This window comes from Gordonia sp. NPDC003504 (genome assembly GCF_053587995.1).
Genome location: NZ_JBSFPC010000001.1, coordinates 63,076 through 85,519, shown reverse-complemented (window position 1 = coordinate 85,519; position 22,444 = coordinate 63,076). Strand labels below are relative to the sequence as shown.

General features: G+C 64.8%; 23 protein-coding genes. 18 read left to right on the top strand and 5 right to left on the bottom strand.

Translation table 11 applies throughout. The features are described 5' to 3' along the window. Positions 1-122 precede the first annotated feature (122 nt). From ACWDPV_RS00420 to tuf, 15 genes are all read left to right on the top strand, one after another. The gene (locus ACWDPV_RS00420) at positions 123-1,742 is read left to right on the top strand and encodes a sugar ABC transporter ATP-binding protein (RefSeq protein WP_449741305.1); all 1,620 of its coding nucleotides are present in this window, start codon (positions 123-125) and stop codon (positions 1,740-1,742) included. Positions 1,743-1,793: 51 nt separating this feature from the next. After that, entirely contained in the window at positions 1,794-2,867 is a 1,074-nt protein-coding gene (locus ACWDPV_RS00415) for an ABC transporter permease (protein ID WP_449741304.1), read from the top strand. Next, on the top strand, positions 2,864-3,223 hold the full coding sequence (locus ACWDPV_RS00410) for a bifunctional 3-phenylpropionate/cinnamic acid dioxygenase ferredoxin subunit (RefSeq protein WP_449741303.1): 360 nt from the start codon (positions 2,864-2,866) through the stop codon (positions 3,221-3,223). The genes ACWDPV_RS00415 and ACWDPV_RS00410 overlap by 4 nt, the downstream gene beginning before the upstream one ends. A 27-nt stretch (positions 3,224-3,250) precedes the next feature. Beyond that, entirely contained in the window at positions 3,251-4,252 is a 1,002-nt protein-coding gene (locus tag ACWDPV_RS00405; RefSeq protein ID WP_449741302.1) for a sugar ABC transporter substrate-binding protein, read from the top strand. A 14-nt stretch (positions 4,253-4,266) separates the two neighbouring features. Next, a complete protein-coding gene (locus ACWDPV_RS00400; protein WP_449741301.1) occupies positions 4,267-5,142 on the top strand; it encodes an alpha/beta fold hydrolase in 876 nt (291 codons plus the stop codon). A gap of 79 nt (positions 5,143-5,221) precedes the next feature. Then, the gene (locus ACWDPV_RS00395; RefSeq protein ID WP_449741300.1) at positions 5,222-6,598 is read left to right on the top strand and encodes an aromatic ring-hydroxylating dioxygenase subunit alpha; all 1,377 of its coding nucleotides are present in this window, start codon (positions 5,222-5,224) and stop codon (positions 6,596-6,598) included. Further along, positions 6,582-7,169: an aromatic-ring-hydroxylating dioxygenase subunit beta gene (locus tag ACWDPV_RS00390; RefSeq protein WP_449741299.1), complete on the top strand. Its 588-nt coding sequence runs from the start codon at positions 6,582-6,584 to the stop codon at positions 7,167-7,169. The genes ACWDPV_RS00395 and ACWDPV_RS00390 overlap by 17 nt, the downstream gene beginning before the upstream one ends. A 78-nt stretch (positions 7,170-7,247) precedes the next feature. Continuing rightward, positions 7,248-8,483, top strand: a complete 1,236-nt coding sequence (locus tag ACWDPV_RS00385) for an NAD(P)/FAD-dependent oxidoreductase (RefSeq protein ID WP_449741298.1) — start codon at positions 7,248-7,250, stop codon at positions 8,481-8,483. Then, positions 8,480-9,346, top strand: a complete 867-nt coding sequence (locus tag ACWDPV_RS00380) for an alpha/beta fold hydrolase (RefSeq protein ID WP_449741297.1) — start codon at positions 8,480-8,482, stop codon at positions 9,344-9,346. Before ACWDPV_RS00385 ends, ACWDPV_RS00380 begins: the two co-directional genes overlap by 4 nt. Before the next feature lie 239 nt (positions 9,347-9,585). Next, positions 9,586-10,671, top strand: coding sequence for a response regulator transcription factor (locus ACWDPV_RS00375; RefSeq protein ID WP_449741296.1), 1,086 nt, complete (start codon positions 9,586-9,588; stop codon positions 10,669-10,671). Positions 10,672-10,767: 96 nt separating this feature from the next. Continuing rightward, a complete protein-coding gene (locus ACWDPV_RS00370; protein WP_449741295.1) occupies positions 10,768-11,367 on the top strand; it encodes a hypothetical protein in 600 nt (199 codons plus the stop codon). 479 nt (positions 11,368-11,846) lie between these two features. Continuing rightward, entirely contained in the window at positions 11,847-12,218 is a 372-nt protein-coding gene (gene rpsL / locus ACWDPV_RS00365; protein WP_348805624.1) for a 30S ribosomal protein S12, read from the top strand. Positions 12,219-12,224: 6 nt separating this feature from the next. Continuing rightward, positions 12,225-12,695, top strand: coding sequence for a 30S ribosomal protein S7 (gene rpsG / locus ACWDPV_RS00360; protein ID WP_419231157.1), 471 nt, complete (start codon positions 12,225-12,227; stop codon positions 12,693-12,695). A gap of 84 nt (positions 12,696-12,779) precedes the next feature. Beyond that, positions 12,780-14,885 carry an elongation factor G gene (fusA, locus tag ACWDPV_RS00355; protein ID WP_449741294.1) on the top strand — a complete coding sequence of 702 codons (2,106 nt, stop codon included), beginning with the start codon at positions 12,780-12,782 and terminating at the stop codon, positions 14,883-14,885. A 123-nt stretch (positions 14,886-15,008) separates the two neighbouring features. Next, a complete protein-coding gene (tuf, locus tag ACWDPV_RS00350; protein ID WP_449741293.1) occupies positions 15,009-16,199 on the top strand; it encodes an elongation factor Tu in 1,191 nt (396 codons plus the stop codon). Positions 16,200-16,385: 186 nt separating this feature from the next. Here the strand turns inward: tuf and ACWDPV_RS00345 are convergent, their stop codons facing one another. From ACWDPV_RS00345 to ACWDPV_RS00330, 4 genes are all read right to left on the bottom strand, one after another. Beyond that, complete coding sequence (locus ACWDPV_RS00345; RefSeq protein WP_449741292.1) at positions 16,386-17,252, bottom strand: CDP-diacylglycerol diphosphatase; 867 nt, start codon at positions 17,250-17,252, stop codon at positions 16,386-16,388. 122 nt (positions 17,253-17,374) lie between these two features. Beyond that, complete coding sequence (locus ACWDPV_RS00340; protein ID WP_449741291.1) at positions 17,375-17,740, bottom strand: hypothetical protein; 366 nt, start codon at positions 17,738-17,740, stop codon at positions 17,375-17,377. Then, positions 17,737-18,597, bottom strand: coding sequence for a DUF692 domain-containing protein (locus tag ACWDPV_RS00335; protein WP_449741290.1), 861 nt, complete (start codon positions 18,595-18,597; stop codon positions 17,737-17,739). Before ACWDPV_RS00335 ends, ACWDPV_RS00340 begins: the two co-directional genes overlap by 4 nt. Next, a complete protein-coding gene (locus tag ACWDPV_RS00330) occupies positions 18,590-19,552 on the bottom strand; it encodes a TIGR04222 domain-containing membrane protein (RefSeq protein WP_449741289.1) in 963 nt (320 codons plus the stop codon). Before ACWDPV_RS00330 ends, ACWDPV_RS00335 begins: the two co-directional genes overlap by 8 nt. Before the next feature lie 175 nt (positions 19,553-19,727). Between ACWDPV_RS00330 and ACWDPV_RS00325 the strand changes: the two genes are divergently transcribed. From ACWDPV_RS00325 to ACWDPV_RS00315, 3 genes are all read left to right on the top strand, one after another. Next, complete coding sequence (locus tag ACWDPV_RS00325; RefSeq protein ID WP_449741288.1) at positions 19,728-19,865, top strand: hypothetical protein; 138 nt, start codon at positions 19,728-19,730, stop codon at positions 19,863-19,865. A 116-nt stretch (positions 19,866-19,981) separates the two neighbouring features. Continuing rightward, complete coding sequence (locus tag ACWDPV_RS00320) at positions 19,982-20,854, top strand: SHOCT domain-containing protein (RefSeq protein WP_449741287.1); 873 nt, start codon at positions 19,982-19,984, stop codon at positions 20,852-20,854. 218 nt (positions 20,855-21,072) lie between these two features. Then, positions 21,073-21,954 carry an alpha/beta hydrolase gene (locus tag ACWDPV_RS00315; protein WP_449741867.1) on the top strand — a complete coding sequence of 294 codons (882 nt, stop codon included), beginning with the start codon at positions 21,073-21,075 and terminating at the stop codon, positions 21,952-21,954. A 145-nt stretch (positions 21,955-22,099) separates the two neighbouring features. On the opposite strand, the gene ACWDPV_RS00310 is transcribed toward ACWDPV_RS00315, so the two are convergent. After that, a complete protein-coding gene (locus tag ACWDPV_RS00310; RefSeq protein ID WP_348805649.1) occupies positions 22,100-22,363 on the bottom strand; it encodes a response regulator transcription factor in 264 nt (87 codons plus the stop codon). Positions 22,364-22,444 lie beyond the last annotated feature (81 nt).

Below are 22,444 nucleotides of genomic sequence, written 5' to 3'. Positions count from 1 at the left end.
ACGTGATCGTTTGGCACACAAAAGCATCCCAATATGCTGCGGCTACCGCAAATGAGGTAGTCGCCAAAATGCCCGCGTAGCGGTATTTCGCGGGGTGCTCGGCGCTGATTGACTCATCGGCCATGAGCAGCTCTCATCCTCACCCCGATCCCGTCGTCCCCGCGTCGGCCCGGAATGTTCCCGCCTCGGCGCCGGCCGTCCCCGCGTTGGCACTGGACGGAATCGCCAAGCGATTCGGTAATGCGGTCGCGCTGGAGCAGGTGTCGATCGAGTTCGCCGCGGGCACCGTCACGGCGCTGACCGGTGAAAACGGTTCGGGCAAGTCCACCGTTGCGAAGATTATCGGTGGCCTGGTGGCGCCCGACCGCGGTCAGGTGCTCATCGACGGAAAACCGGTGCGTATCACCGACGCCAGTGTTGCCCGGCAGCACGGGATCGCGTTGATCAGCCAGGAACTGACCCTGGCCACCGATCTGACCGTTGCCGAGAACATCTTCATGGGTGCGCTGCCGCGTCGCGGGGTCGGTGTGGTGGCATGGCGCACCATGCGTTCGCGTGCGCGGGAGATCCTCGAGATGTGCGGTACCGCTGTCGATCCCAGGGCCGCGGTGGCCGACCTGTCGATCGAGATGGCGCAGCAGGTGGAGATCGCGCGGGCGTTGGCCGCGCAGCCCAGAATCCTCATCCTCGACGAGGCGACCAGTTCATTGTCGGAGAAGGCGGCCCAACGCCTGCTCGAGTTGGTGGAGGACAGGCGTGCCGAAGGCGTTGCGGTGGTGATGATCACGCATCGGATGAATGAGATCTTCCGGACAGCAGACACCGCGGCTGTCCTGCGTGATGGACGGATCATGGCCGCGCATCCGATCGCCGAGACCACCGAAAAAGAACTCGTGCAATTGATGGTCGGCCGGGAGCTCGGCGACTACTACGGAACTCGATCACCGCAGAGCAAGCCTGGTTCCGTCGTGCTTGCGGCCAACGGGATCTCGACTCCTACAGGAGAACTCGCACAGATCGACCTCACCGTGCGGGCGGGCGAAATCGTTGGTGTGGCGGGGCTGTCGGGATCGGGAAAGGAATCGCTGGGCCACGTACTCGGTGGTGCGGTCACCGGTGTCGGCGATCTGCGGGTCAACGAAAAGCCGATCCCGTTGGGCAGACCAGACAAGACGCTCGCCGGCGGAATAGGCTTTGTCCCCGAGGACCGCAAGGCGATGGGTCTGCTTCTGCAACGATCGGTTGCCGACAACTTCATCCTCGCATGGGGTGAGCGGGTATTTCGTCATGGTTTGCGCCGGTTGGGTATCCAACGGCGATCCGTCGGCGACGCGATCTCCCGGTTCGATGTTCGCACCACCTCGGCGTCGGCGCCGGTGGCCCAGCTGTCCGGCGGAAATCAGCAAAAGATCATCATCGGTCGACTGTTTGATCTCGGACTGCCGGTCTATGTGATGAGTGAACCCACCCGCGGTATCGATGTGGGAGCCAAGAGTGCGATCTATGCGCTGCTGCGTGAGCAGGTGGAGCAAGGGGCCGCGGTGGTGCTGATCTCGTCCGAACTCAACGAGCTGTGCGGGATGTCGGACAGGGTGATCACTCTCTACGCGGGCGAGGTGGTGGCCGAGTTCGTGGAGGCCGACATCACCGAGGAGAACATCACCGCGGCCATGGTCGCAGGTAAGGCAGGCCTTCACCATATCGTCACCGAATCCCCTCAGCCAGCAGTGCTGTCCCAGTGACAAAAAACATTCGAGCACAACAGCTTTCCGTCAACTCTTGAGGAGTCAGATGTGGCAACCCTAGACACCCCCTCCAGCCCGGCCACCCGGCCGCCGAGCACGACCCGAGTGGGCAACACTCGGATCGCGTTACCCGGACTCGGCGATACCGGAGGTGTGCTCGTAGCGCTACTTGCCCTGGTCATCGTCGCCGGTGTGGCGCTCCCGAGCTTCATGACGTGGGCCAATCTGATGAATATCGTCGGCGCCAACAGCGTGGCGCTGACCTTGGCAATCGGCTCGACCTTCGTCATCATCGCCGGTGGTATCGATCTGTCCATTGTGGCGATGACCGCCGCCGCGGGAATGGTGTTCGGATTGGTGCTGCAATCCGGTTGGCCGGCAATCGTATGCGTGATTGCCGCGCTGGCCGGTGGAACGCTACTGGGGATCGTCAACGGAGTCCTCATCTCGCGGGCCCGGATCTCCTTTCTCGTGGTGACTCTCGGAATGGCCTCGATCGCCGCGAGCATCGCGTTGCTGCTCAACAACGGCGCCACCGTCAACGTCTTCGACATCCCGGCATTCGCAGGGGTCAACAGCTTTGCCACCGCCGAGATCGGCCCCATTCCCATCATCTTGATCTTCGATGTGGTGATGATTCTCCTTGCGGCAGGAACGCTGGGGTACACCGCTTTTGGACGATCCGTGCTGGCAGTCGGCTCCAACTCCGATGCGGCGCGACTCAACGGGATCAACGTCAAGAATGTGACCGCCGCGGTCTACGCACTCGCCGGTCTCGCCGCCGGAGTCGGCGCACTCATCCAGGTGGGTCGCCTCACCGGAGCCTCGCCCCAGATCGATCCGGCGCTGCTCAACGGAGTCTTGGCGGCCGTGCTCATCGGCGGAACCTCGTTCAGCGGGGGTAAGGGCAGCATCTGGGGAACGGTCATCGGTGTGGCCTTTCTCGGGGTGGTCCAGAATGCGATGACCCTCGCCGACATCTCCAGCTTCTGGCGGCAGGCCGTCAACGGCGCCCTGCTGATCGCCGCGGTGGGACTCGGGGTGGCCCGCTCGGCCGCGCTGCGGGCTCGGCTCCGGTCGATGATGCCGGGCGCCTCGAGTACGGCGGCCCAGAGCCGATGACCGGCACGGATTCGACAGCCGAGTGGACGGTGGTCTGCGGTGTTGATGAACTCTCCGACGGTGAGGGCATCAAGGTCGCCGGGATCTGCCCGCCGATCGCGGTGTTCAACGTCGCGGGCGAGTTCTTCGCGATCGACGACACTTGTTCGCACTCTGACTATTCGCTGTCCGACGGTTACCTCGACGGGGACCAGATCGAGTGCGAACTCCACTACGCGACCTTCTCTGTGCGTACAGGTGAGGCGCTTACCGCGCCAGCCACAGATCCGGTCGGTACTTATCCGATACGCATCGACGGCGACAAGGTCTACGTCGCCGCGACACAGCGCTGTGTCATCGCCAAGTTCAGAATCTAAACCCCCTCAGTCACAAAGGAATCACATATGAAACTCGTCAGATCACTCGTGGCCACGGGGGCCGTGCTGGCCATTGGGACAGCCGTGGCGGCCTGCGGGAGGAGCGACGACAGCTCCACCTTCTTCGGCTTCTCCTCGCCCGTTCTGGCGCAGGAAGGTCAAAAGTTCACCTCCCAGGGCATCGAGGCCGCAGCCTCCTCCCTGGGATGGGAGTCGCAGGTCTATGACGCGAATCTCTCGGCCGATACTCAGGTCTCCAATATTCAGACAATGGTGGACCGCCCGGTGAGCGCGTTGGGATCGTGGGCGCTCGACGAAGGCGCCATCTCGGGTGCCTACTCGCGTGCCGAGTCTGCCGGAATCCCGGTCATCGGTGTCAATTCCGGTGGTACCGGCGTGGATTCGACGGTATGGACCGAAGCGACGACGTGTGAAACCGGTGGAGTCATCGAGAAGGTGGCCGACCTGTTTGCCACCGCCAAGCCGAACGGCAGGATCGCCGTCATGTCGGGCCCACCGGCTCCGTCGATCGTGACGATGACCGAGTGCTTCACCAAGGCCGCCGAGGCCAAGGGCCTGACAATCGTGGTGCGCCAGGACAACACCGCAGATACCTCCGCGGGCGCGTCGACACTTGCGCAGGACATTCTCTCGGCAAACCCCGATCTCGACGGTTTTTGGGCCTATAACGACGCCTCGGCGTTGGGAATCGCCTCGGCACTGTCGGCTCGCGGGCTCAAGGCCGCCTCGGGGACCAACCCGAACGGGGTTGTGGTGACCGGAAGCAACGGTGACGAATCGGCGATCGCCGCCGTGCGCAACGGGACGATCACCGCCACCGTCGACACCGACCCGGTGTGCACCGGGTGGGCGATCGTGGGTGCCGCCCGAGACGCGCTCGATGGCAAGGCGCAGAAGGAATATGTGGTCAAGAGCGACATCGTCTCCTCGTCGACGATCGCCGACTATGTGGCACCCGCAGACAAGACGTGCTCCCTGGAGCACCTGCCGCTCGTCGCGGCACAGTGACCGAGACGGAGACGATGATGCAACAGCGTGAACTGGCCGAACCGCAGGGCAAGCAGGTCTCGGTGGGACCACACACGATCCACTACATCGACATGGGGGAGGGCACCCCGACGGTCTTCCTGCACGGTGGTGGGCCGGGGTGTTCGAGTTGGACCGACTTCGGCACGGTCGCAGCGACTTTTGCAGAGAACCGGCGGCTGATCCTGATGGATATGCTGCACTTCGGGCGATCGAGCAAAGAGCCGTTCACCGCACCGCGGTGGAGCTACCACGCCCAGGTGATTGCCGGGGCACTGCATGCCATCGGGATTCACAAGGCCGATTTCATCTGCAATTCGATCGGTGGCTCGGCGGCGGTGGCGCTGGCCGCCGAACATCCAGACCTGGTGGACCAGCTGATCATCACCGGGAGCGAGCCGATCCCTGGCGCCGTTCCGCTCACCCCCGAACTGGGGCTGGCCGGCGCCGACGCCTGGACGATGTATTACGCCGACGGTGGGCCGACCAAGGAGAAGCTCTACTCGATCATGGCCGAACTCGAATGGCGGGGCGGTGAGGACATCCCCTCCTGGACATTCGATCTGCGGTGGGAGCTGAGTCAGGACCCCGAGCTGATCGCACTGGGGCCGGACTGGTCGATCGAGGGTGGTCGTGGGATACCCCAGGACCTTTCCCACCACCTTCCGATGGTCAAGGCGCGATCACTGCTGTTGTGGGGAGATCACGATGCCTTTGCCATTCCCGACTACGCCCTCGAACTGACCAAACGCATCCCCGATGCATCGCTCTATGTGATGGCCGGCGGGGCACACCACATGGAGGAGCAGCGTCCCGACGAGTTCGCGGCCATCGCCACGGCCTTCCTCGACTCGGGACCGGCGCGCTCGTGACCGGTGCCCTGGTGATGGGAACCCACGAGTCCGTGCGGAAGACAAACAAACCACGCCCCAATCGAGAAACGGAGTGGATGTGAGCAACGACATCAACGACCAGCTACAGGATCTCGTCGACTGGGAGAACGGACTCATCGGTCCGGAGATCTTCATCGACGACTCCATCTACCGACGCGAACTGGAGCAGATCTTCGGTCGGGCCTGGTTGTTCATCGCACATGATTCGATGATCGCCAAACCGGGTGATTTCGTGAACACCTATATGGGTGGTGATCCTGTGCTGGCCATCCGCCAGCGCGACAACAGCGTTCGAGTGTTCCTCAACGCCTGCCGGCATCGCGGGATGAAGATCTGCCGCGCCGAGGACGGCAACGCGAAGAACTTCATGTGCACCTATCACGGCTGGACGTACAACACCGCGGGTGAACTGATCAATGTGCCCAATCTGGACACCGCCTATTTCAACGAACTCGATCAGAAGCGATGGGGGCTGATCGAGGTCGCACAGGTCGACCAGTACAAGGGGATGTGGTTTGCCACTTTCGATCCGACGGCGCCGCCGCTGACCGACTTCCTCGGCGACATGACCTACTACATCGACAGTTGGATCGATCGGACCCCGGGCGGCATAGAGATCCTGCCCGGCGTCATCAAGTGGACCATCCACGGCAACTGGAAGCTGGGAGCCGAGCAGTTCGGCGGTGACGGCTACCACGCGATCATCACCCATGCTTCTTCGCTGGGCACCTTTGATCCGTCTTTCCTGCGAGATATCAAGGGCATCGAGTTCGCCTCCCGTCAGGGGCACGGGTATTCGATGATCTTCGATCGGATGACCCGATTTGCCGATGATCCACTCGGGCGATACAACCAGGCCGAGTTCGACAACCGGCTCGAACGGCTGGGTGAGGAGCGGGCCAATACCGTCGGTAACTTCACCGTCTTCCCGAATCTTTCGGGACTGCCCGGATCGGCGAATCTGCGCGTATGGCACCCCAAGGGGCCCAACGAATTCGAGATCTGGTCCTGGACCATCGTCGACAAGGATGCGCCGGCGGAGGTCAAGCGGGCGCAACGTACCTCGGCGGCCTTCACCGAGGGCGCGGCGGGCGTGGTCGAGACCGATGACGGCGAGAACTGGGACTTGATCGGGCAGATGCTCGAGCGAGGCGTGCAGACGCGGAAGATGACGTGGAACTACCAGATGGGCCACGGACATGAGACCGACAATGATCCGGTGTATCCGGGACGGGTGTTGCGCAACTACTTTGGGGAGGGACCGCAGCGTACCTTCTACCGGCGGTGGCTGGAGTTCATGACATCGCCCGAGTGGCCGGTGGCGCCGGCGGCCGAACCCGAACGCAGTGAACACGACCCCAAGCAGATCGCGGCCGGAATCGGTAATCGGGCTGCGGCGATCATGGAAGGAGTCAAGAATGCTGACCGCCGGTGAACACAGTGCGAAGGGGGCCTCGGCGCCGGGATTCACCTCGGCCGGAATGACTCTGGTCTCGGCCGCCGAGCAGTTCGAGATCGAACAGTTCCTGTACGCAGAGGTCGAGTTGCTCGACGACTGGAAGTGGCGGGCGTGGTATGAGCTGTTCACCGCTGATGCCCACTACCGCATGCCGATTCGTCGTAATCGGCTGCGCAGGCAGCGTAAGCAGGACGAGGCCGATGACCTCGATGGGTTGGAGGTGGCTCACTTCGATGACGACAGCGTCTCCTTGGAGCTTCGAATCCAGCAACTCGAGAGCGGGATGCACTGGGCCGAGGACCCGCCGTCGCGGTCCCGGCATCTGATCACCAATGTGCGGATCGCCCGGTCGCCGGTCGACGGTGAATACCATGTGCGTTCCAACTTCTTCATCTACCGCAACCGGTTGGAGGCAGAGGTTGATCTGTGGGCCGGTGAACGTCGAGATGTGCTGCGGCGAGAGGACAACGGGTTCAAGATCGCCGATCGGGTGATCTTGCTCGACCAGAACCTGGTGTTGGCCAAGAACCTCAGCGTCTTCTTCTGAGATATTCGAATTCTGACCCCTCGCCCCGATGCGTGGGTCACTGACCACATGTCCACGGATAAGGACGGTGTAGCCACTGTGAACAAGAAGTCCTATGTGATCGTCGGTGCCGGAATGGCCGGCGCCAAGGCGGCCGAGGCGTTGCGGGCGAAAGGATTCGACGATCGGATCTTCTTGGTCGGGGATGAGGGGCGGCTGCCCTACGAACGACCACCACTGTCCAAGGAATGCCTCGTCGGCTCGGCTCCGTTGGGCTCCACCACAATCCGGGAGTGGGAGGATTGGATGGAGCTGGCGGTACACCTCGTGCTCGACGATCCGGTGGAATCGGTCGACGCCGCCGCGGGTGCGGTCCGCTTGGCCAGTGGTATCCGCATCGAAGCCCAAAAGGTGTTGGTGGCCAGCGGCGGTCGAGCCCGAACGATGCCGGTCGGCGGTGCCGATCTCGATGGCATCCACACCCTGCGCACCGCCGACGATTCGGAGGTGCTCGGTGACAGGTTGCGGCGAGGCCGGCTTCGGGTGGTGATTGTCGGCGGCGGTCTCCTGGCAGCGGAGACCGCCGCGGCGGCCGCGAGTCTGGGTAACGAGGTGACGTGGCTGTGTCGATCCCGCCATCCGTTGACAGGCGCGGTCGGAGGGCATGCCGCCGATCATCTGGCGCAGGTGTATCGGGAGGCTCCGTTCGAGCTGCGTGCCCCGGTGTCGGTGGTGGGCTTTGTGGGAACCGATCGGGTGCGGGGTGTCGAGTTGGATGACGGCGACACCATCCCGGCCGATATCGTGATCACCGCGATCGGTCAGCAACCTGCGCTGGACATGCTCGACCGCAAGCAATTTCGGATTTCACACGGTGTGCCGGTGGACGGGCGGCTGCAGACGGCGGTTCCCAATGTCTTTGCCGCCGGGGATGTGGCGAGCTTTCCCGATCCGTTCATCGGTGCCACCGTGCGACATGGCACCTGGCTCAACGCCTCTGCACAAGGAGAATTCGCCGCAGGCGCGATGATCGGGGAGTCGGCGGCCTTCGCGGGGGTTCCCTGGTATTGGTCGGACCACCTGGGCCTCAATATCCAGGTGGCCGGCCACATCGCCGAATCGAAGACGATCGTGACCCGCAGGCATTCCGATGATTCGGTGAGCTGGTTCTATCTGTCCGGATCGACGTTGTTGGGCGCGGTCGGGATCAACGCCGCGCGGGATGTCCGGGCAGCGATGCTCCTGATGGAAGCGGGTGCACCGCTGGGGGCCGAGGATGTGGCCGATACCGGCGTTGATCTGCGCGCCCTGGCCCGTCGGGTGAGTGCGTCATGACTGCGGCGATCGAGAGTGTCCTCGTTGACCGGGCATTTCAGCGCAGCGTGCGGACCCCGGAGATGGAGGTCGGTTATGTGGATCGGGGCGCGGGAACGCCGCTGGTGATGATCCAGGCATGGGGTCCGCGTCCCGGGGCGACTGCGGCGTTGGTGTATCGCCGGGTGTGTGAACTGCTCGAGGACCGGTACCGGTGTGTGGTGGTCGATCTGCCGAACTACGGACTCACCGGGCCGGTCGAGTATCACGAACCGGTCCATGACGTCGCAGTTCGTGCGGTGCTGGCGGTGATGGAGCATCTCGGCATCGAGCACGCTCCCCTCATCGGCACGTCGATGGGCGCCACCACTGCGCTCGACCTGGCGTTGGCCCAGCCGGAACGGGTCGACGCGTTGCTCGTGGGAGCCTGCCACGCCTCGACCGGCGGCGATCCCTACCTGGTGACGCCCTTTCCGTCCGAGGTGTGGCGGCTGGCGATCGAACTCGACGAGTGTCCCGCCGACGAGGACCGGTTACGCCGAATGCTGCGGGCCCTGTGGTTCGACGAATCGCTGATCACCGACGAGGTGGTCGCGGCGATGATGCACATGCGCGCGGCACATGCCGATCATGGTGAGGCGGACCGCCGTTCGGTCAGCGTCGCGCACAGCAACATGGCAGATCTCGCCCGGCTGCGGATGCCGGTCGGCATCGTGCACGGGCGCAATGACCGGATGGTGCCCTTTGAACAGGCGCTGGCCATCGGGTCCTACATTCCCCACGCAGATATCCGCCTTCTCGGACAATGCGGTCATTGGCCGCCTTTTGAGCGTCCCGAGGCCTTTGTCGGGGCGATCGAGGCCCTGCTGGGTGTGACGTGGTGAACGCCGCCGCGCGCAACTCTTCTCGACTACCTAACATCTGAGGTCGGACAGATTCCACGCGCGATGGCGTCACCCGATGTCGTGTGGCCCGAAACCCGGACTCTCCTCCACCGGAGAGCCGTTGCGGGGCGGTGTGGCCAATTGTGGTGACATCGGGCGTCTCCTCGCCCGCTGCCAGTGTGTTTTGGAGTGGTATTGACATGGAACCAGTCCCCGTAGGCGGTGATGGCATCCGACCCGTGGGCGCGGTGGGTCGCCGTGGTGACACCCGATCGCGGTATGCAGCGCTGATCGAGTTGGCCACCGCATTGACCGAGGTGGACGATCTCGCGGAACTCGGTGAACTCTACTTCGAGAGCATCGGCGAGATCATGGATCTGCCGATGAAAGCGCTGTACCTGTTCGGCGACGAGCCGGGGACGCCGTCGTGGTATGAGTCGCGCAACGTCAGCGACCGTTTCATGACCACATACGAACAACTCGGCAGACCCATCGACGACGAACTGCGCCAGGTACTCACGCGCTTCACCCCGGTCTACAACCTGGCCGGGCGCAGCCTCGACGAATGGCGCCGAACCGAGATCTATCAGCGGGTTGATCGCCTGGAGAACATGCTGCACGTGCTCAAGGCGCCGATGGTGCACAACGGCGCGATTGTCGGGACCGTGGATTTTGCCTCCGACTCATTGCTGCTCGAGGTCGATCAGGTCGACATGGACCTGATATCGGCAATCGGCCAGATCGTCGGCGGAGCGGTGGCCAATCTGCGGAGTCGTACCGAGCTGCAACACCGACTCGATGTCTCACTCCTGGCAGTGAACTCGAGTGCCGCTGCGGTGGTCTACTTTGCGGCCTCATCCATCGAACCGACGATCAATCGATCGGCGGCCGGCCTGCTCGGTGATCTGCAAGAGGGCACCGACATCCTCTACCGCGTTCTGCGCGACGTCGGTGGCTCCGACTCACTGTTGCACCGGTCATATCTTGTCCGGCTCAAGAACGGAAGCAAGGACGTACTCGAATGCACCGCCCGTCCGGTACCCGGGGAGCCGGGGGCGCACTTGCTCGAACTCGAACTGGAATCGTCACGGGCCCAATATCGCAGCCATGCCCTCCAACGACTATCGGCCCGGGAATACGATGTGGCCGGGCTGGTGGCCGCGGGGTTCTCCGATCGCGAGATCGCCGATGAACTGGTGTTGAGCCTGCACACAGTACGTCAGCATGTGAAGAACATCTACGCCAAGCTGGGGGTGAGTTCTCGCGTGCACCTGACCCGCATGTACCACGGGATGACCCCGCGAACCGAGACCCGACGGGGATGAGCGGGCCCGACGCCGTTCATGTGTTCCGGCGGGCGCGACGGCACTGATCACGCGCCTGTCGTCGCGAGCCCCGGCGCCGTGCCACCATGGGTGATCATGGTGCGCAGTGGGGAGTCGAGGGGCACGCGGGCCGTCCCCGCGTGGTACGGCGTCCTGACCGAACGCAGGGGAGGGCCGCTGGCGCCGCGGCGTGCGGCGTCACGGCTGTCGGCCTACGTCTACGGCAACATCCTGGTGTTGGCCGCGGTGGTGCTGGCCTCGTCGTCGACGATCGACGAGGGGCATGCCCCGCTGATCGTCCTCGGGACCGGCGTGACCACATACATCGCGCACGTCTTCGCCGACCTGCTGGCGCACGCGAACGTCCCGGAGGCGCACGAGGAGGAACACGGCGGCGAGTTGAGCCGGGAGCAGGTTCGCGGGCTGGCCGTCGACGAACTGCGCGACGCGGTGCCGATCATGTCGTCGGCGGTGTGGCCGGCGATCGCGCTCACCCTCGGCTATCACGAGTTCATTCCCACCGAGGCGCCCCAGCTGATCGCCGGGGCGATCGTGGTGGCGCGCATCGCGTCGGTGCCGATCGTCACCGAGCGGGTGCGGGGAAACCGGCTCGACGCCCGGATGGTGGGCGCCGGGCTCATCGCGGCCGTGATGGCCGCGGTGATCGTGCTGCTCAAGACGCTGATCGGGCATTGATCGGGCGGGAATGCCGCAGGCACCGACGACGTTATGAGTGGTCAACAGATCGTCTGTTGATCATCTCGGGCTCGTTCCCGGTTGGTTTCCCGGATCCGATTTTTGACCTGTGCAAACCCGATCGGTAGAGTGGATCGTCGGTGCCTGGCGTACGTCGGGCCAGTCCGTGTGCCCTGCCGACGGAGCCGTGACGGTGATGTCGGACAGCGTGTCCCATGGGTACTCCCACCATGTGATGGGGTCACCGGGCTGACAAGCGAGACCGCTGTCGGGTGTCTGACACGCCCGACCTCGGGGTAGCGATAACTGTACTGACCAGGGCGAAAGCCTTGGTGGGGCGAGTTGTGGAGGTTCGTCGAAAACCCGGTTTCGGTCGGATTTCGGGGGACTTGCCCGGAGCACCAACCACGACGACAACGAAATGAAGCCGACCGCGTCTGCCGCGGCCGGATGTGCCGACAAAGGAAGAACTGAGCTCAGTGCCAACCATTAATCAGCTGGTCCGCAAGGGCCGTCATGACAAGGCTGCGAAGAAGAAGACCGCAGCCCTCAAGGGGAGCCCGCAGCGTCGCGGCGTGTGCACCCGCGTCTACACCACCACCCCGAAGAAGCCGAACTCCGCTCTCCGTAAGGTCGCCCGTGTGCGCCTGACGAGTGCCGTCGAGGTCACCGCGTACATCCCGGGTGAGGGCCACAACCTGCAGGAGCACTCGATGGTGCTCGTACGTGGTGGTCGTGTGAAGGACCTGCCGGGTGTGCGTTACCGCATCATCCGCGGCTCGCTGGACACCCAGGGTGTCAAGGACCGCAAGCAGGCCCGCAGCCGCTACGGCGCGAAGAAGGGGAACTGATAAGTCATGCCACGTAAAGGCCCCGCACCCAAGCGTCCTCTGATCAACGACCCCGTCTACGGATCGCCACTGGTCACCCAGCTGGTCAACAAGATCCTGCTGGACGGCAAGAAGTCGACCGCCGAGCGCATCGTCTACGGTGCCCTCGAGCAGGCCCGCGACAAGACCGGCACCGATCCGGTCATCACCCTCAAGCGCGCCCTCGACAACGTCAAGCCGACCCTCGAGGTCAAGAGCCGCCGCGTCGGTGGCGCCACCTACCAGGTGCCGATCGAGGTCAAGCCCGGCCGCGCCAACACCCTGGCGCTGCGCTGGCTGGTGACCTTCAGCCGGCAGCGCCGCGAGAAGACCATGGTCGAGCGTCTCGCCAACGAGCTGCTCGACGCGTCCAACGGTCTCGGCGCCTCGGTGAAGCGCCGCGAGGACACCCACAAGATGGCCGAGGCCAACCGGGCGTTCGCGCACTACCGCTGGTAACCCGAAGCTTGCTTCGGGTTGCGGCGGAGCCGCGGCTCCGACAAGACAGCCTTTAGTCCTTTGAGAATTCCCGGAGGGAATTAGATGGCACAGGAAGTGCTCAGCGACCTGAAGAAGGTCCGCAACATCGGCATCATGGCCCACATCGATGCCGGTAAGACCACCGCGACCGAGCGAATCCTCTACTACACCGGTGTGAACTACAAGATCGGTGAAACCCACGACGGTGCCTCGACCACCGACTGGATGGAGCAGGAGAAGGAGCGGGGTATCACCATCACCTCCGCTGCGGTGACCTGTTTCTGGAACAAGAACCAGATCAACATCATCGACACCCCCGGCCACGTCGACTTCACCGTCGAGGTGGAGCGCAGCCTGCGCGTGCTCGACGGTGCCGTTGCCGTGTTCGACGGCAAGGAGGGCGTCGAGCCCCAGTCCGAGCAGGTGTGGCGGCAGGCCGAGAAGTACGACGTTCCGCGTATCTGCTTCGTCAACAAGATGGACAAGCTGGGCGCCGACTTCTTCTTCACCGTCAAGACGATCGAGGATCGTCTCGGTGCCAAGCCGCTGGTTCTGCAGCTGCCGATCGGTGCCGAAGACAACTTCGACGGCGTCGTCGACCTGATCGAGCAGAAGGCGATCACTTGGCGTGGCACCGTCGAGATCGGTGCTGCGCCGACCATCGAGGAGATCCCCGCGGATCTGGTCGATCAGGCCGCCGAGTACCGCGAGAAGCTGCTCGAGACCGTCGCCGAGAGCGATGAGGCGTTGCTGGAGAAGTACTTCGGTGGCGAGGAACTCACCAGCGAGGAGATCAAGGGCGCCATCCGCAAGCTCACCATCGCGCGTGAGTTCTACCCGGTCATCTGCGGTTCGGCCTTCAAGAACAAGGGCGTGCAGCCGATGCTGGACGCGATCATCGACTACCTGCCGTCCCCGCTGGACGTGCCGAGCGTCGAGGGTCACGCGGTGGGCAACGAGGAGGAGATCCTCTCTCGTAAGCCCAGCGCGGATGAGCCGTTCTCGGCTCTGGCGTTCAAGATCGCCGCTCACCCGTTCTTCGGCAAGCTGACCTTCGTGCGTGTGTACTCCGGTCACATCAGCGCGGGCACCCAGGTGCTCAACGCCACCAAGGGCAAGAAGGAACGCATCGGCAAGCTCTTCCAGATGCATGCCAACAAGGAGAACCCGGTCGACGAGGCCTGGGCCGGACACATCTACGCGATGATCGGGCTCAAGGACACCACCACCGGTGACACCCTGTGCGATCCGAACGCGCCGATCGTGCTCGAGTCGATGAGCTTCCCGGACCCGGTCATCAACGTCTCCATCGAGCCGAAGACCAAGTCCGACCAGGAGAAGCTCGGCACCGCGATCCAGAAGCTCGCCGAAGAGGATCCGACCTTCTCGGTGAAGCTGGACGAGGAGACCGGCCAGACCGTCATCGGCGGCATGGGCGAGCTGCACCTCGACATCCTTGTCGACCGCATGAAGCGGGAGTTCAAGGTGGAGGCCAACGTGGGCAAGCCCCAGGTGGCCTACCGTGAGACGATCCGTCGTCCGGTTGAGAAGCACGAGTACACCCACAAGAAGCAGACCGGTGGTTCCGGCCAGTTCGCGAAGGTCATCATCAAGCTCGAGCCCCTGGTGGACGCCGAAGACGGTGCGACCTACGAGTTCGAGAACGCCGTGACCGGTGGTCGCGTCCCGCGCGAGTACATCCCGTCGGTGGATGCCGGTGCGCAGGACGCCATGCAGTACGGCGTGCTCGCCGGCTACCCGCTGGTGAACCTCAAGGTGACGCTGCTCGACGGTCAGTACCACGACGTCGACTCGTCGGAAATGGCCTTCAAGATCGCCGGTGCGCAGGCTCTCAAGGAGGCTGCCAAGATCGCGAACCCGGTGATCCTGGAACCGATCATGGCCGTCGAGGTCACGACGCCCGAGGATTACATGGGTGACGTGATCGGCGACCTGAACTCCCGCCGTGGCCAGATCCAGGCCATGGAGGAGCGCAGTGGTGCCCGTGTCGTCAAGGCGCAGGTCCCGCTGTCGGAGATGTTCGGCTACATCGGCGACCTCCGGTCGCGGACCCAGGGCCGGGCAAACTACTCCATGGTGTTCGACTCCTACGCCGAGGTTCCGGCGAACGTGTCGAAGGAAATCATCGCGAAGGCCACCGGCGAGTAATTCACTCGCGCAAGGGCTTTCACGACGCACTCCCTGGCCTATCGGCAGGGCGGGCGAGACAACCAAAGTAAAATCCCCTGCTGGGATCCGCCCAGCAGGCAACAAGTCCAGGAGGACAATCAAGTGGCGAAGGCGAAGTTCGAGCGGACCAAGCCGCACGTGAACATCGGCACCATCGGTCACGTCGACCACGGCAAGACCACCCTGACCGCGGCGATCACCAAGGTCCTGCACGACAAGTTCCCGGAGCTCAACAAGAGCTTCGCGTTCGATCAGATCGACAAGGCTCCCGAAGAGAAGGCTCGTGGTATCACGATCAACATCTCGCACGTGGAGTACGAGACCGATAAGCGTCACTACGCTCACGTCGACGCCCCGGGTCACGCGGACTACATCAAGAACATGATCACCGGTGCGGCTCAGATGGACGGCGCGATCCTCGTGGTCGCCGCCACCGACGGTCCGATGCCGCAGACTCGTGAGCACGTGCTGCTGGCCCGCCAGGTCGGTGTGCCCTACATCCTGGTCGCCCTGAACAAGGCCGACATGGTCGACGACGAAGAGATCATCGAACTCGTCGAGATGGAGGTCCGCGAACTGCTGGCCGCCCAGGAGTTCGACGAGGAAGCCCCGGTCGTCAAGGTCTCGGCCCTGAAGGCTCTCGAGGGTGACCCGGAGTGGGTCAAGTCCGTCGAGGAGCTCATGGACGCGGTCGACGAGTCGATCCCGGATCCGGTTCGCGAGACCGACAAGCCGTTCCTGATGCCCGTCGAGGACGTCTTCACCATCACCGGCCGCGGCACCGTGGTCACCGGTCGTGTGGAGCGCGGCGAGGTCAACGTGAACGAGGAAGTCGAGATCGTCGGCATCCGCGAGAAGTCGCAGAAGACCACCGTCACCGGTATCGAGATGTTCCACAAGCTCCTCGATTCGGCTCAGGCAGGCGACAACGCCGGTCTGCTGCTCCGCGGCCTCAAGCGTGAGGACGTCGAGCGTGGCCAGGTCATCGTGAAGCCGGGCACCACGACCCCGCACACCGAGTTCGAGGGACAGGCCTACATCCTGTCCAAGGACGAGGGCGGCCGTCACACCCCGTTCTTCAACAACTACCGTCCGCAGTTCTACTTCCGTACCACCGACGTGACCGGCGTCGTGACCCTCCCCGAGGGCACCGAAATGGTCATGCCGGGCGACAACACCGAGATGAGCGTCAAGCTCATCCAGCCGGTCGCCATGGACGAGGGCCTGCGTTTCGCCATCCGTGAGGGTGGCCGCACCGTCGGTGCGGGTCGAGTCACCAAGATCACCAAGTGATCGTCTGACTCACTGAGTCGAAAGGGCGCCCCAACCACGAAAGTGGTTGGGGCGCTTTCTCATTGTGTATGGCTGTGCGACATTCCCACGCACTCGGCCGTTTCCCGCGCAGCGAGATGAGTACGCGCGAAACGAATGGTTCCGCGGCAAGCGTGTCCGGTGCCGGGCTTGCCTGGCGGGGCCTGCTCAGGGCTTGTTGGCCGGCCAGTTGTAGATCAGGTCCAGCAGGCCGGTGCCGTTGCCCTTCGGGGTGGTGGCCGTGCTGTTGATCAGATAGTAGGTCTGCCCGACGCCCGACCACACGGCGCCGACCACCTGATGTTGCATACTCTCCGTGGTCGGGAGGACCTTGTTGAGCTCGTAGAACAGGTTGGGTAGAGCGCCGGTGTACTTGACGACACGGAACCATGCGTCCTTACGTCGCGGTGTCTTGTGCCGGTCGTTGATCCGCAGTTTGACGTTGGCCTGCGGGGTCATCCAACCGCTGATCTTGGTGACCGGCTGGATCTGCCGGAGGTCCTGCAACGTCGGGTAGTTGACCTGCGCCAGGTGGATGTGGAGCTGATCCTGGCCGCGTCTGTCCTTGGAGTTGACGCCGAGCGCGATCGGCGACGAGGGCTTCGCCGGGACATTGGCCACCGCCTCGCGCCAGGCGGCGGGCCACCAGTTCGGCGGTGAATGCAGTAGATAGCTGCATTCGATGCCGGAGATGCGGTTCGTCGGGATCAGCAGCATGTCGGTGTTGGAATGCGGATTGTCCCCGCCGTGACGAATCGCGTAGTACCGGTTGGGAGTCGACGAGATCTGCCGAACGTAGTCGTTGCTGCCGGCGTTGCCGGGGGTGCGTCCCTTCACCTGATCCCACAACCAGAATTCGCTCTTGCCGGTACCGGCCACCGAGTCGTTCGGGTCTCCGCATCCGGCCGGCGGAGCACCCCACGCGACGCCCGCGGCGCCGGTGCCGGCCACGGCACCGATACCGATGGCCGCCGACGTCGTCAGAAAGGTCCGTCGGCTGACGCCGCGTGGCTGGTTGTCGGATGTGATGTCCATGCTCGGCCCTCTCGCCGATGAGCCACCGGCGTGCTCGTCTGAGCCGTCAGTGTGCCACCGTCGCGGTGGCGGATTGCCGAGATTCGGGAAATCTTCCTCAGTGTTTACTCAGCTTCGTTTACTCAGCTTCGCCGGCTGCGGAGCGGTCGACTCAGGAACAATCGCCGCCGGCGACCGGCCACCGCCGGTGGCACCCAGGCGCCGACGGCGATCAGGTGCTCGGTGAACGCACCCGCCTCCTCGTCTCCCGGCCGTCGGGGCCGGCCCCGCGCCCACTCGACGAACAGCTCACCGAACCGGCATCCCAGTTCGGCCCGGGCCAGCGGCAGCCGGCGCGCCACCTCGCCGGCCCGTTTGCGCAGCAACGCCTCCTCGGTGATCCGCAGACGAGCCGCATCGATGCCCTCGGGTGCGGCGCCGCCCGCCACGAGGGCGCGCACCAACTCCTCCTGACGTTCGGCGAGCGTACGGCGGCCGTCGGCGCTCACGACGCCGCCCACCAGCCGCTGCCCACGGTGACCCGGTCCATCCCGGCGGCATCGGCGATCGCGTCCAACTCGGTGAGCAGTTCCCGCGCCGGGGGATAGGCGCCGTCACGTTCGAGCATGAACGCCGGGGCACGCCCGGTCGCGGCGATCCGGGCGACGAGGTCGAGGACGGGTGCCGGGACGGGGTCGGTGTGGGTGTCGTGATACACCGTCCCGTCCGACGATCCGCCGGCAACATGACAGTATGCGATGCGTTCGGTCGGAATCCGGGCCAGCTCCGTCGCCGGGTCGACTCCCGAATTGAGCGCGCACGCATACACATTGGCGACATCGAGGAGGAGGTACACCCCGGTGCGTTCGATGATCTCGGACACGAATTCCCCTTCGGTGTACTCGTCCTCGGGCCAGGAGAACAAGGCTGCTATGTTCTCCACCGCCAGTGGCACCGGGAGGCTCGCCTGGGTGCGGACGATGTTGGCACACAGCATGTCCAGCGCCTCGCGGGTGCGGGGAACGGGCAGCAGGTGCCCGGCCTCGAGGCCACCGGCGCGGACGAAGGCGATGTGCTCGCTCACCAGCGGGGAGCGCAGCCGCGCTGCGGCATCGGCCAACACCGCAATACGTCCATCCAATACCGGTTCGGCGCCACCCAACGACAATCCCACACCGTGTAGGATCACCGGGATAGAAAGTGCCACAAGCGGATCGATGTCGATGTGGGCGACCGTCTCGGCGATCACCTCGCAGAATCGCAGGCCGGGAAGGTCGGCGACGACGGCGGCGATCTCGGGCCGCCAGCCGATACCGACGCCGCCGATCGGATGTGGGTTCAGCGCCAGGTTCTGTCGGTCAGCCACCGCAACCACCTCCACCACCACCGCAACTGCTCGAACTACTGCTGCCGCCACCACAACTGCTGGAACCGCCACCGCATCCGAAGAATCCGCCACCGTCGGAGCCGCCGCCATTGCCGAGGAATCCCCAACTGGTGGTGCGCCGGTGGGCTCTCCGCTGTGCCGGGGCGGGTGCAACGTGGGTGATGGTCGGTCGCGGTGCGGTGGTCGCCGGGAACGCGGCCGGGTTCGCGGCCAGTCGTGCGTCCACCAGCGACATCGCCTCGACGCCGAAAAGCGCTGTGGCAAGCGCACAGTGACGCACCCCCATGGTGGTCAGGGCCGGTCGCCATCGTGGCTCGAGAAGGGTGTTCGCCCGGCGGTGGGCCGACAGTGTCGCCGCTCCCTGGGCGGTGAGGCGACGCGGGCGGATCAGGCAGTACGTGGCCACCGCGACGAGGCAGGCCACCATCAGTGCGAGGTAGCCTATCGGCTTGCGGTTGGCCGCGCCGGACACCATCCGCGCCGCGCCGAGAAGGATTGCGGGAGTGAGGATGCCGATCCCGAGTGCACGGGGCCGGGAGTACAGCAGGCCCTGCTGTGCCATCGTGAAACGCAGCTCCCGCAGGGCGATCGCCGCGTCGCGCACCGGGGCGGTCGTCGTCCGGGGTAGACGGAGGTGCACCGCGCGGACGAAAGTGTCGTGGTCCGCCTTGTCGGTCTCGCCGAGCCGGCGGGTCGCTCGCCCGGTGGAGTCGATCAGGCCGGTCACCCGCAGCTGGGTGACGGCGGCGAGGACGGCCCGATCGTCGGAGATGAGCATGCCGACATGCGCGGCAGTGAGGTCGTCGGTGTCGACGCGGGTGAGCTCTGCCGGCCGTCGGCGAATCACGACGACGCACACGGCCGTCGCGGCGACGATCGCGTAGATCGCCAGGAAGGTGGGACCGGGGATACCCCAGGTATCGGGTCGGGTCATGAGAGTGCACCGCTTTTCGGGTAGGGGGCAGGGCCGGGCGGCGACGCCGCCTCGGGGCAGGATCACGCCGGCAATCACGTCACGGGTTCAGGCCGGCGAACGGACCTGTCGATCGACGAGGTCGGGCAGATCAATGTGGTTGGTGCGCAGCGTGTTACGTGAACAGAGGTCAGACGTGGGTGACGCTGCGGGCCGCGACACCGGGGGCCTGATGATGGCCGAACTCGGTGTCGGCGGGTTGGCAATTCATCTTCTGGCCACCTCCTCGGTGTCGTGTGCCGTCTCCGCGTGGGAGACGTTGTCCGTCAGGTGATCTCAGTATCGGGACGATCGGCGGATTCACCACACCGGGATGGCGTTCGCGGCCGTTTCGTGACCGTTTCCACCGGAATCTCTCAGAATCGTGGAGCCGGGCGTAGGCTGGGCCGCATGTCGATGTTCGGCGTCGAGGGGACCGGGCCGAGATTTCCGAGCTATCTGCGCACGTTCCTGCCGACCTTCCTGTTCGTCATGGTGTGCGGCATCGTCGGGCCGATCTTTCTGCTCATGTACTTCGTGATCGACGAACCGGACACCGGATGGATGCTGTGGTCGGGTCTGGGCATCACCATCCTCGACGTCGTCATCGCGGTCGTGGTGTCCACGGCGGTGTCGCGGTCGCGGGTCCGGGCCACCCGACTCCGGGCGAGCGGGGTCGTCGCGGTGGCCCACATCCGGTCCATCGAGCAGACCCACGTCACCGTCAACGATCAACCGCTGATGCGGCTCGGATTACGGGTCGAGGGTCGTGGCGTGGTCGCCTTCGACAAGGTCATCACCGCCCGGGTGCCGATGTACCAGCAACCCCTGCTGCACGCCCGTCGCCTCGCGGTGCTCGTCGACCCCGAGACCCAGGACATCGAGGTCGACTGGCAGGGATCGGCACTGCTCGCCGGAACGGTACCCGCGGTGTTCTCCTCCAGCGCCGACGGTCGCACCTACGATCTCACCGGCAACGTCGATGCGCTGACCGAGATCGTCGCGATCTTGCACCGTCACGGCATCACGGTGCAGGGCTCGGTCGACCTACGGAGCGATCCGGTGGCACGCCGGGAGGTGATGGACGTGGTGATGCGATCGTCGGCTCCGGTGACGCCGAGCGGAAGTCGGCCGGTCGGCACAACGCCCTCGCTGTTGACTGCGCCGCCTCCGGCGCGCGGTCCCGAGCAGCGTCTCGCCGAACTCGACGCTCTGCGCGGGCGCGGCGTCATCACGGACGAGGAGTACGCTGCGGCGCGAAAACGGGTCATTGACGCACTCTGAGATACCTCAGGAGTCACACTAGTAACATTCAGTCACAATTGCCACTTGGGTAACTGACCGATCTCAATGTCGGCGCCGCATGGTCACAGCCCTGGTCGTCGGGGTGAGGGGCGGCTTAATGTTCGGCGGTGCGTTCAGTTCTGAGGCGGTCGGTCCACAAACGTAGGGGCCGACGAATAGTGGCTGCGGTCATCGCTCTTGCGGCCGTGGCGGTGACCATGGCCGGCGGTGTCGGCGACGCGGAGGCGTCGACCTTCAACCGGATCAGCGTCGGCGGATGCGGCATGCCCGCGAGTCCCGTCGACATCTGGAGCCGGGCCGGCAACTACAAGACGGTCATCGCCCTGGACGGTCTCCGCGCGACCAGCGACATGAGCGGGTGGCGGCACGAGACCCGGATTCAGCGCCTGGCCAATTCCGGCGTCAACGTCGTGGAACCGGTCGGCGGTCTGGCCAGCTTCTACACCAACTGGGAGAAGGCCAGCCCCGGCAACAAGGTCCGCTACCGCTACATGTGGACCTGCCGGCTGGACCGGATCGTGGCGGCCCTCGACGCGCGTGGCCTGGCGGTCGGTCCGTGGCGCAAGTACGCGATCATGGGCATCTCCATGGGCGGCGGATCGGCGATGATCTACGGCGCCTACCACCGGGCGCGCATCTCCCACGTCTTCTCGATGTCGGGATATGTGAACCTGTCCGCGCCGACGATGCGGGAGGCCATCCGGCTGGCGCTGATCGACGCCGGCGTCGAGGCGGGGGTCGGTCCGTTCGACGCCGATTCGATGTGGGGACCGCCGTGGAACGAGCGGTGGGGCAAGAACGACGCCCTGGTGCAGTTGCCGAGGATGCGTGGCATGAAGATCCGGGTGGCCGCCGGATCGGCGACCTGGGGGCCCTATAACACCGATGCGGTCAACTCGGTGAAGGGCACTCCCCTGGAGATGGTGTCCCTCGCGCAGTCACGGGCCTTCGAGGTGGCCGCGAGTCTGCAGGGCATCCCGCTCACGACGGACTTCCCCAACGTGGGGACACACACGTGGGGCTACTGGGAAGACATGGTCTGGCGGGCGAAGAACGCCGGATGGTTCAGGGACCGCTGATCGTGGACCAGGTGCCGACAGGGGATGCGGCACCTGGAACGGAAACGATGAGCGGCTGCGTTGCGGCACACCGTCGACGACGCGGCACCGGACCTCGCACGACGAGGGTCGGTACCGCGTCGTCGACGGTGCCGTGTGAAGCGGTTCACCAATCGTCGAGCGAGGCGTAGCCGTCCTGGATTGCGCGGGCGAACAACGCCGACTTGGTGGTGGCGGCCCGTCCGACGTTGTCGTACTTGGTGCGGATGCGCGCGACGTGGGTGCTGACCGTCGAGACACTGATGAACAGTGCCGCGGCGGCTTCCTGCTTAGACTCGGCGCGCAGCCAGGCGGTCAGGACCTCGATCTCCCGACGGGACAGCCGCGGCCGGACCGGGTCGGCCCGCTCGACCGCGTAGAGGTGACGGATGTGGACGTTGTGCCCGGGTCGGTCGGTGGATCGGGGGGTGTCGTGGGTGGTGATGTCGAGCTCCTTGTGATGCGACGTGCC

Excerpts from the sequence above, each read along its gene's own strand:
- ACWDPV_RS00420 (WP_449741305.1), top strand. The coding sequence starts at position 123 with ATGAGCAGCTCTCATCCTCACCCCGATCCCGTCGTCCCCGCGTCGGCC.
- ACWDPV_RS00410 (WP_449741303.1), top strand. The coding sequence starts at position 2,864 with ATGACCGGCACGGATTCGACAGCCGAGTGGACGGTGGTCTGCGGTGTT.
- ACWDPV_RS00405 (WP_449741302.1), top strand. The coding sequence starts at position 3,251 with ATGAAACTCGTCAGATCACTCGTGGCCACGGGGGCCGTGCTGGCCATT.
- ACWDPV_RS00400 (WP_449741301.1), top strand. The coding sequence starts at position 4,267 with ATGATGCAACAGCGTGAACTGGCCGAACCGCAGGGCAAGCAGGTCTCG.
- ACWDPV_RS00390 (WP_449741299.1), top strand. The coding sequence starts at position 6,582 with ATGCTGACCGCCGGTGAACACAGTGCGAAGGGGGCCTCGGCGCCGGGA.
- ACWDPV_RS00380 (WP_449741297.1), top strand. The coding sequence starts at position 8,480 with ATGACTGCGGCGATCGAGAGTGTCCTCGTTGACCGGGCATTTCAGCGC.
- ACWDPV_RS00370 (WP_449741295.1), top strand. The coding sequence starts at position 10,768 with ATGGTGCGCAGTGGGGAGTCGAGGGGCACGCGGGCCGTCCCCGCGTGG.
- rpsG (WP_419231157.1), top strand. The coding sequence starts at position 12,225 with ATGCCACGTAAAGGCCCCGCACCCAAGCGTCCTCTGATCAACGACCCC.
- fusA (WP_449741294.1), top strand. The coding sequence starts at position 12,780 with ATGGCACAGGAAGTGCTCAGCGACCTGAAGAAGGTCCGCAACATCGGC.
- ACWDPV_RS00345 (WP_449741292.1), bottom strand. The coding sequence starts at position 17,252 with ATGGACATCACATCCGACAACCAGCCACGCGGCGTCAGCCGACGGACC.
- ACWDPV_RS00330 (WP_449741289.1), bottom strand. The coding sequence starts at position 19,552 with ATGACCCGACCCGATACCTGGGGTATCCCCGGTCCCACCTTCCTGGCG.
- ACWDPV_RS00320 (WP_449741287.1), top strand. The coding sequence starts at position 19,982 with ATGTCGATGTTCGGCGTCGAGGGGACCGGGCCGAGATTTCCGAGCTAT.
- ACWDPV_RS00315 (WP_449741867.1), top strand. The coding sequence starts at position 21,073 with ATGGCCGGCGGTGTCGGCGACGCGGAGGCGTCGACCTTCAACCGGATC.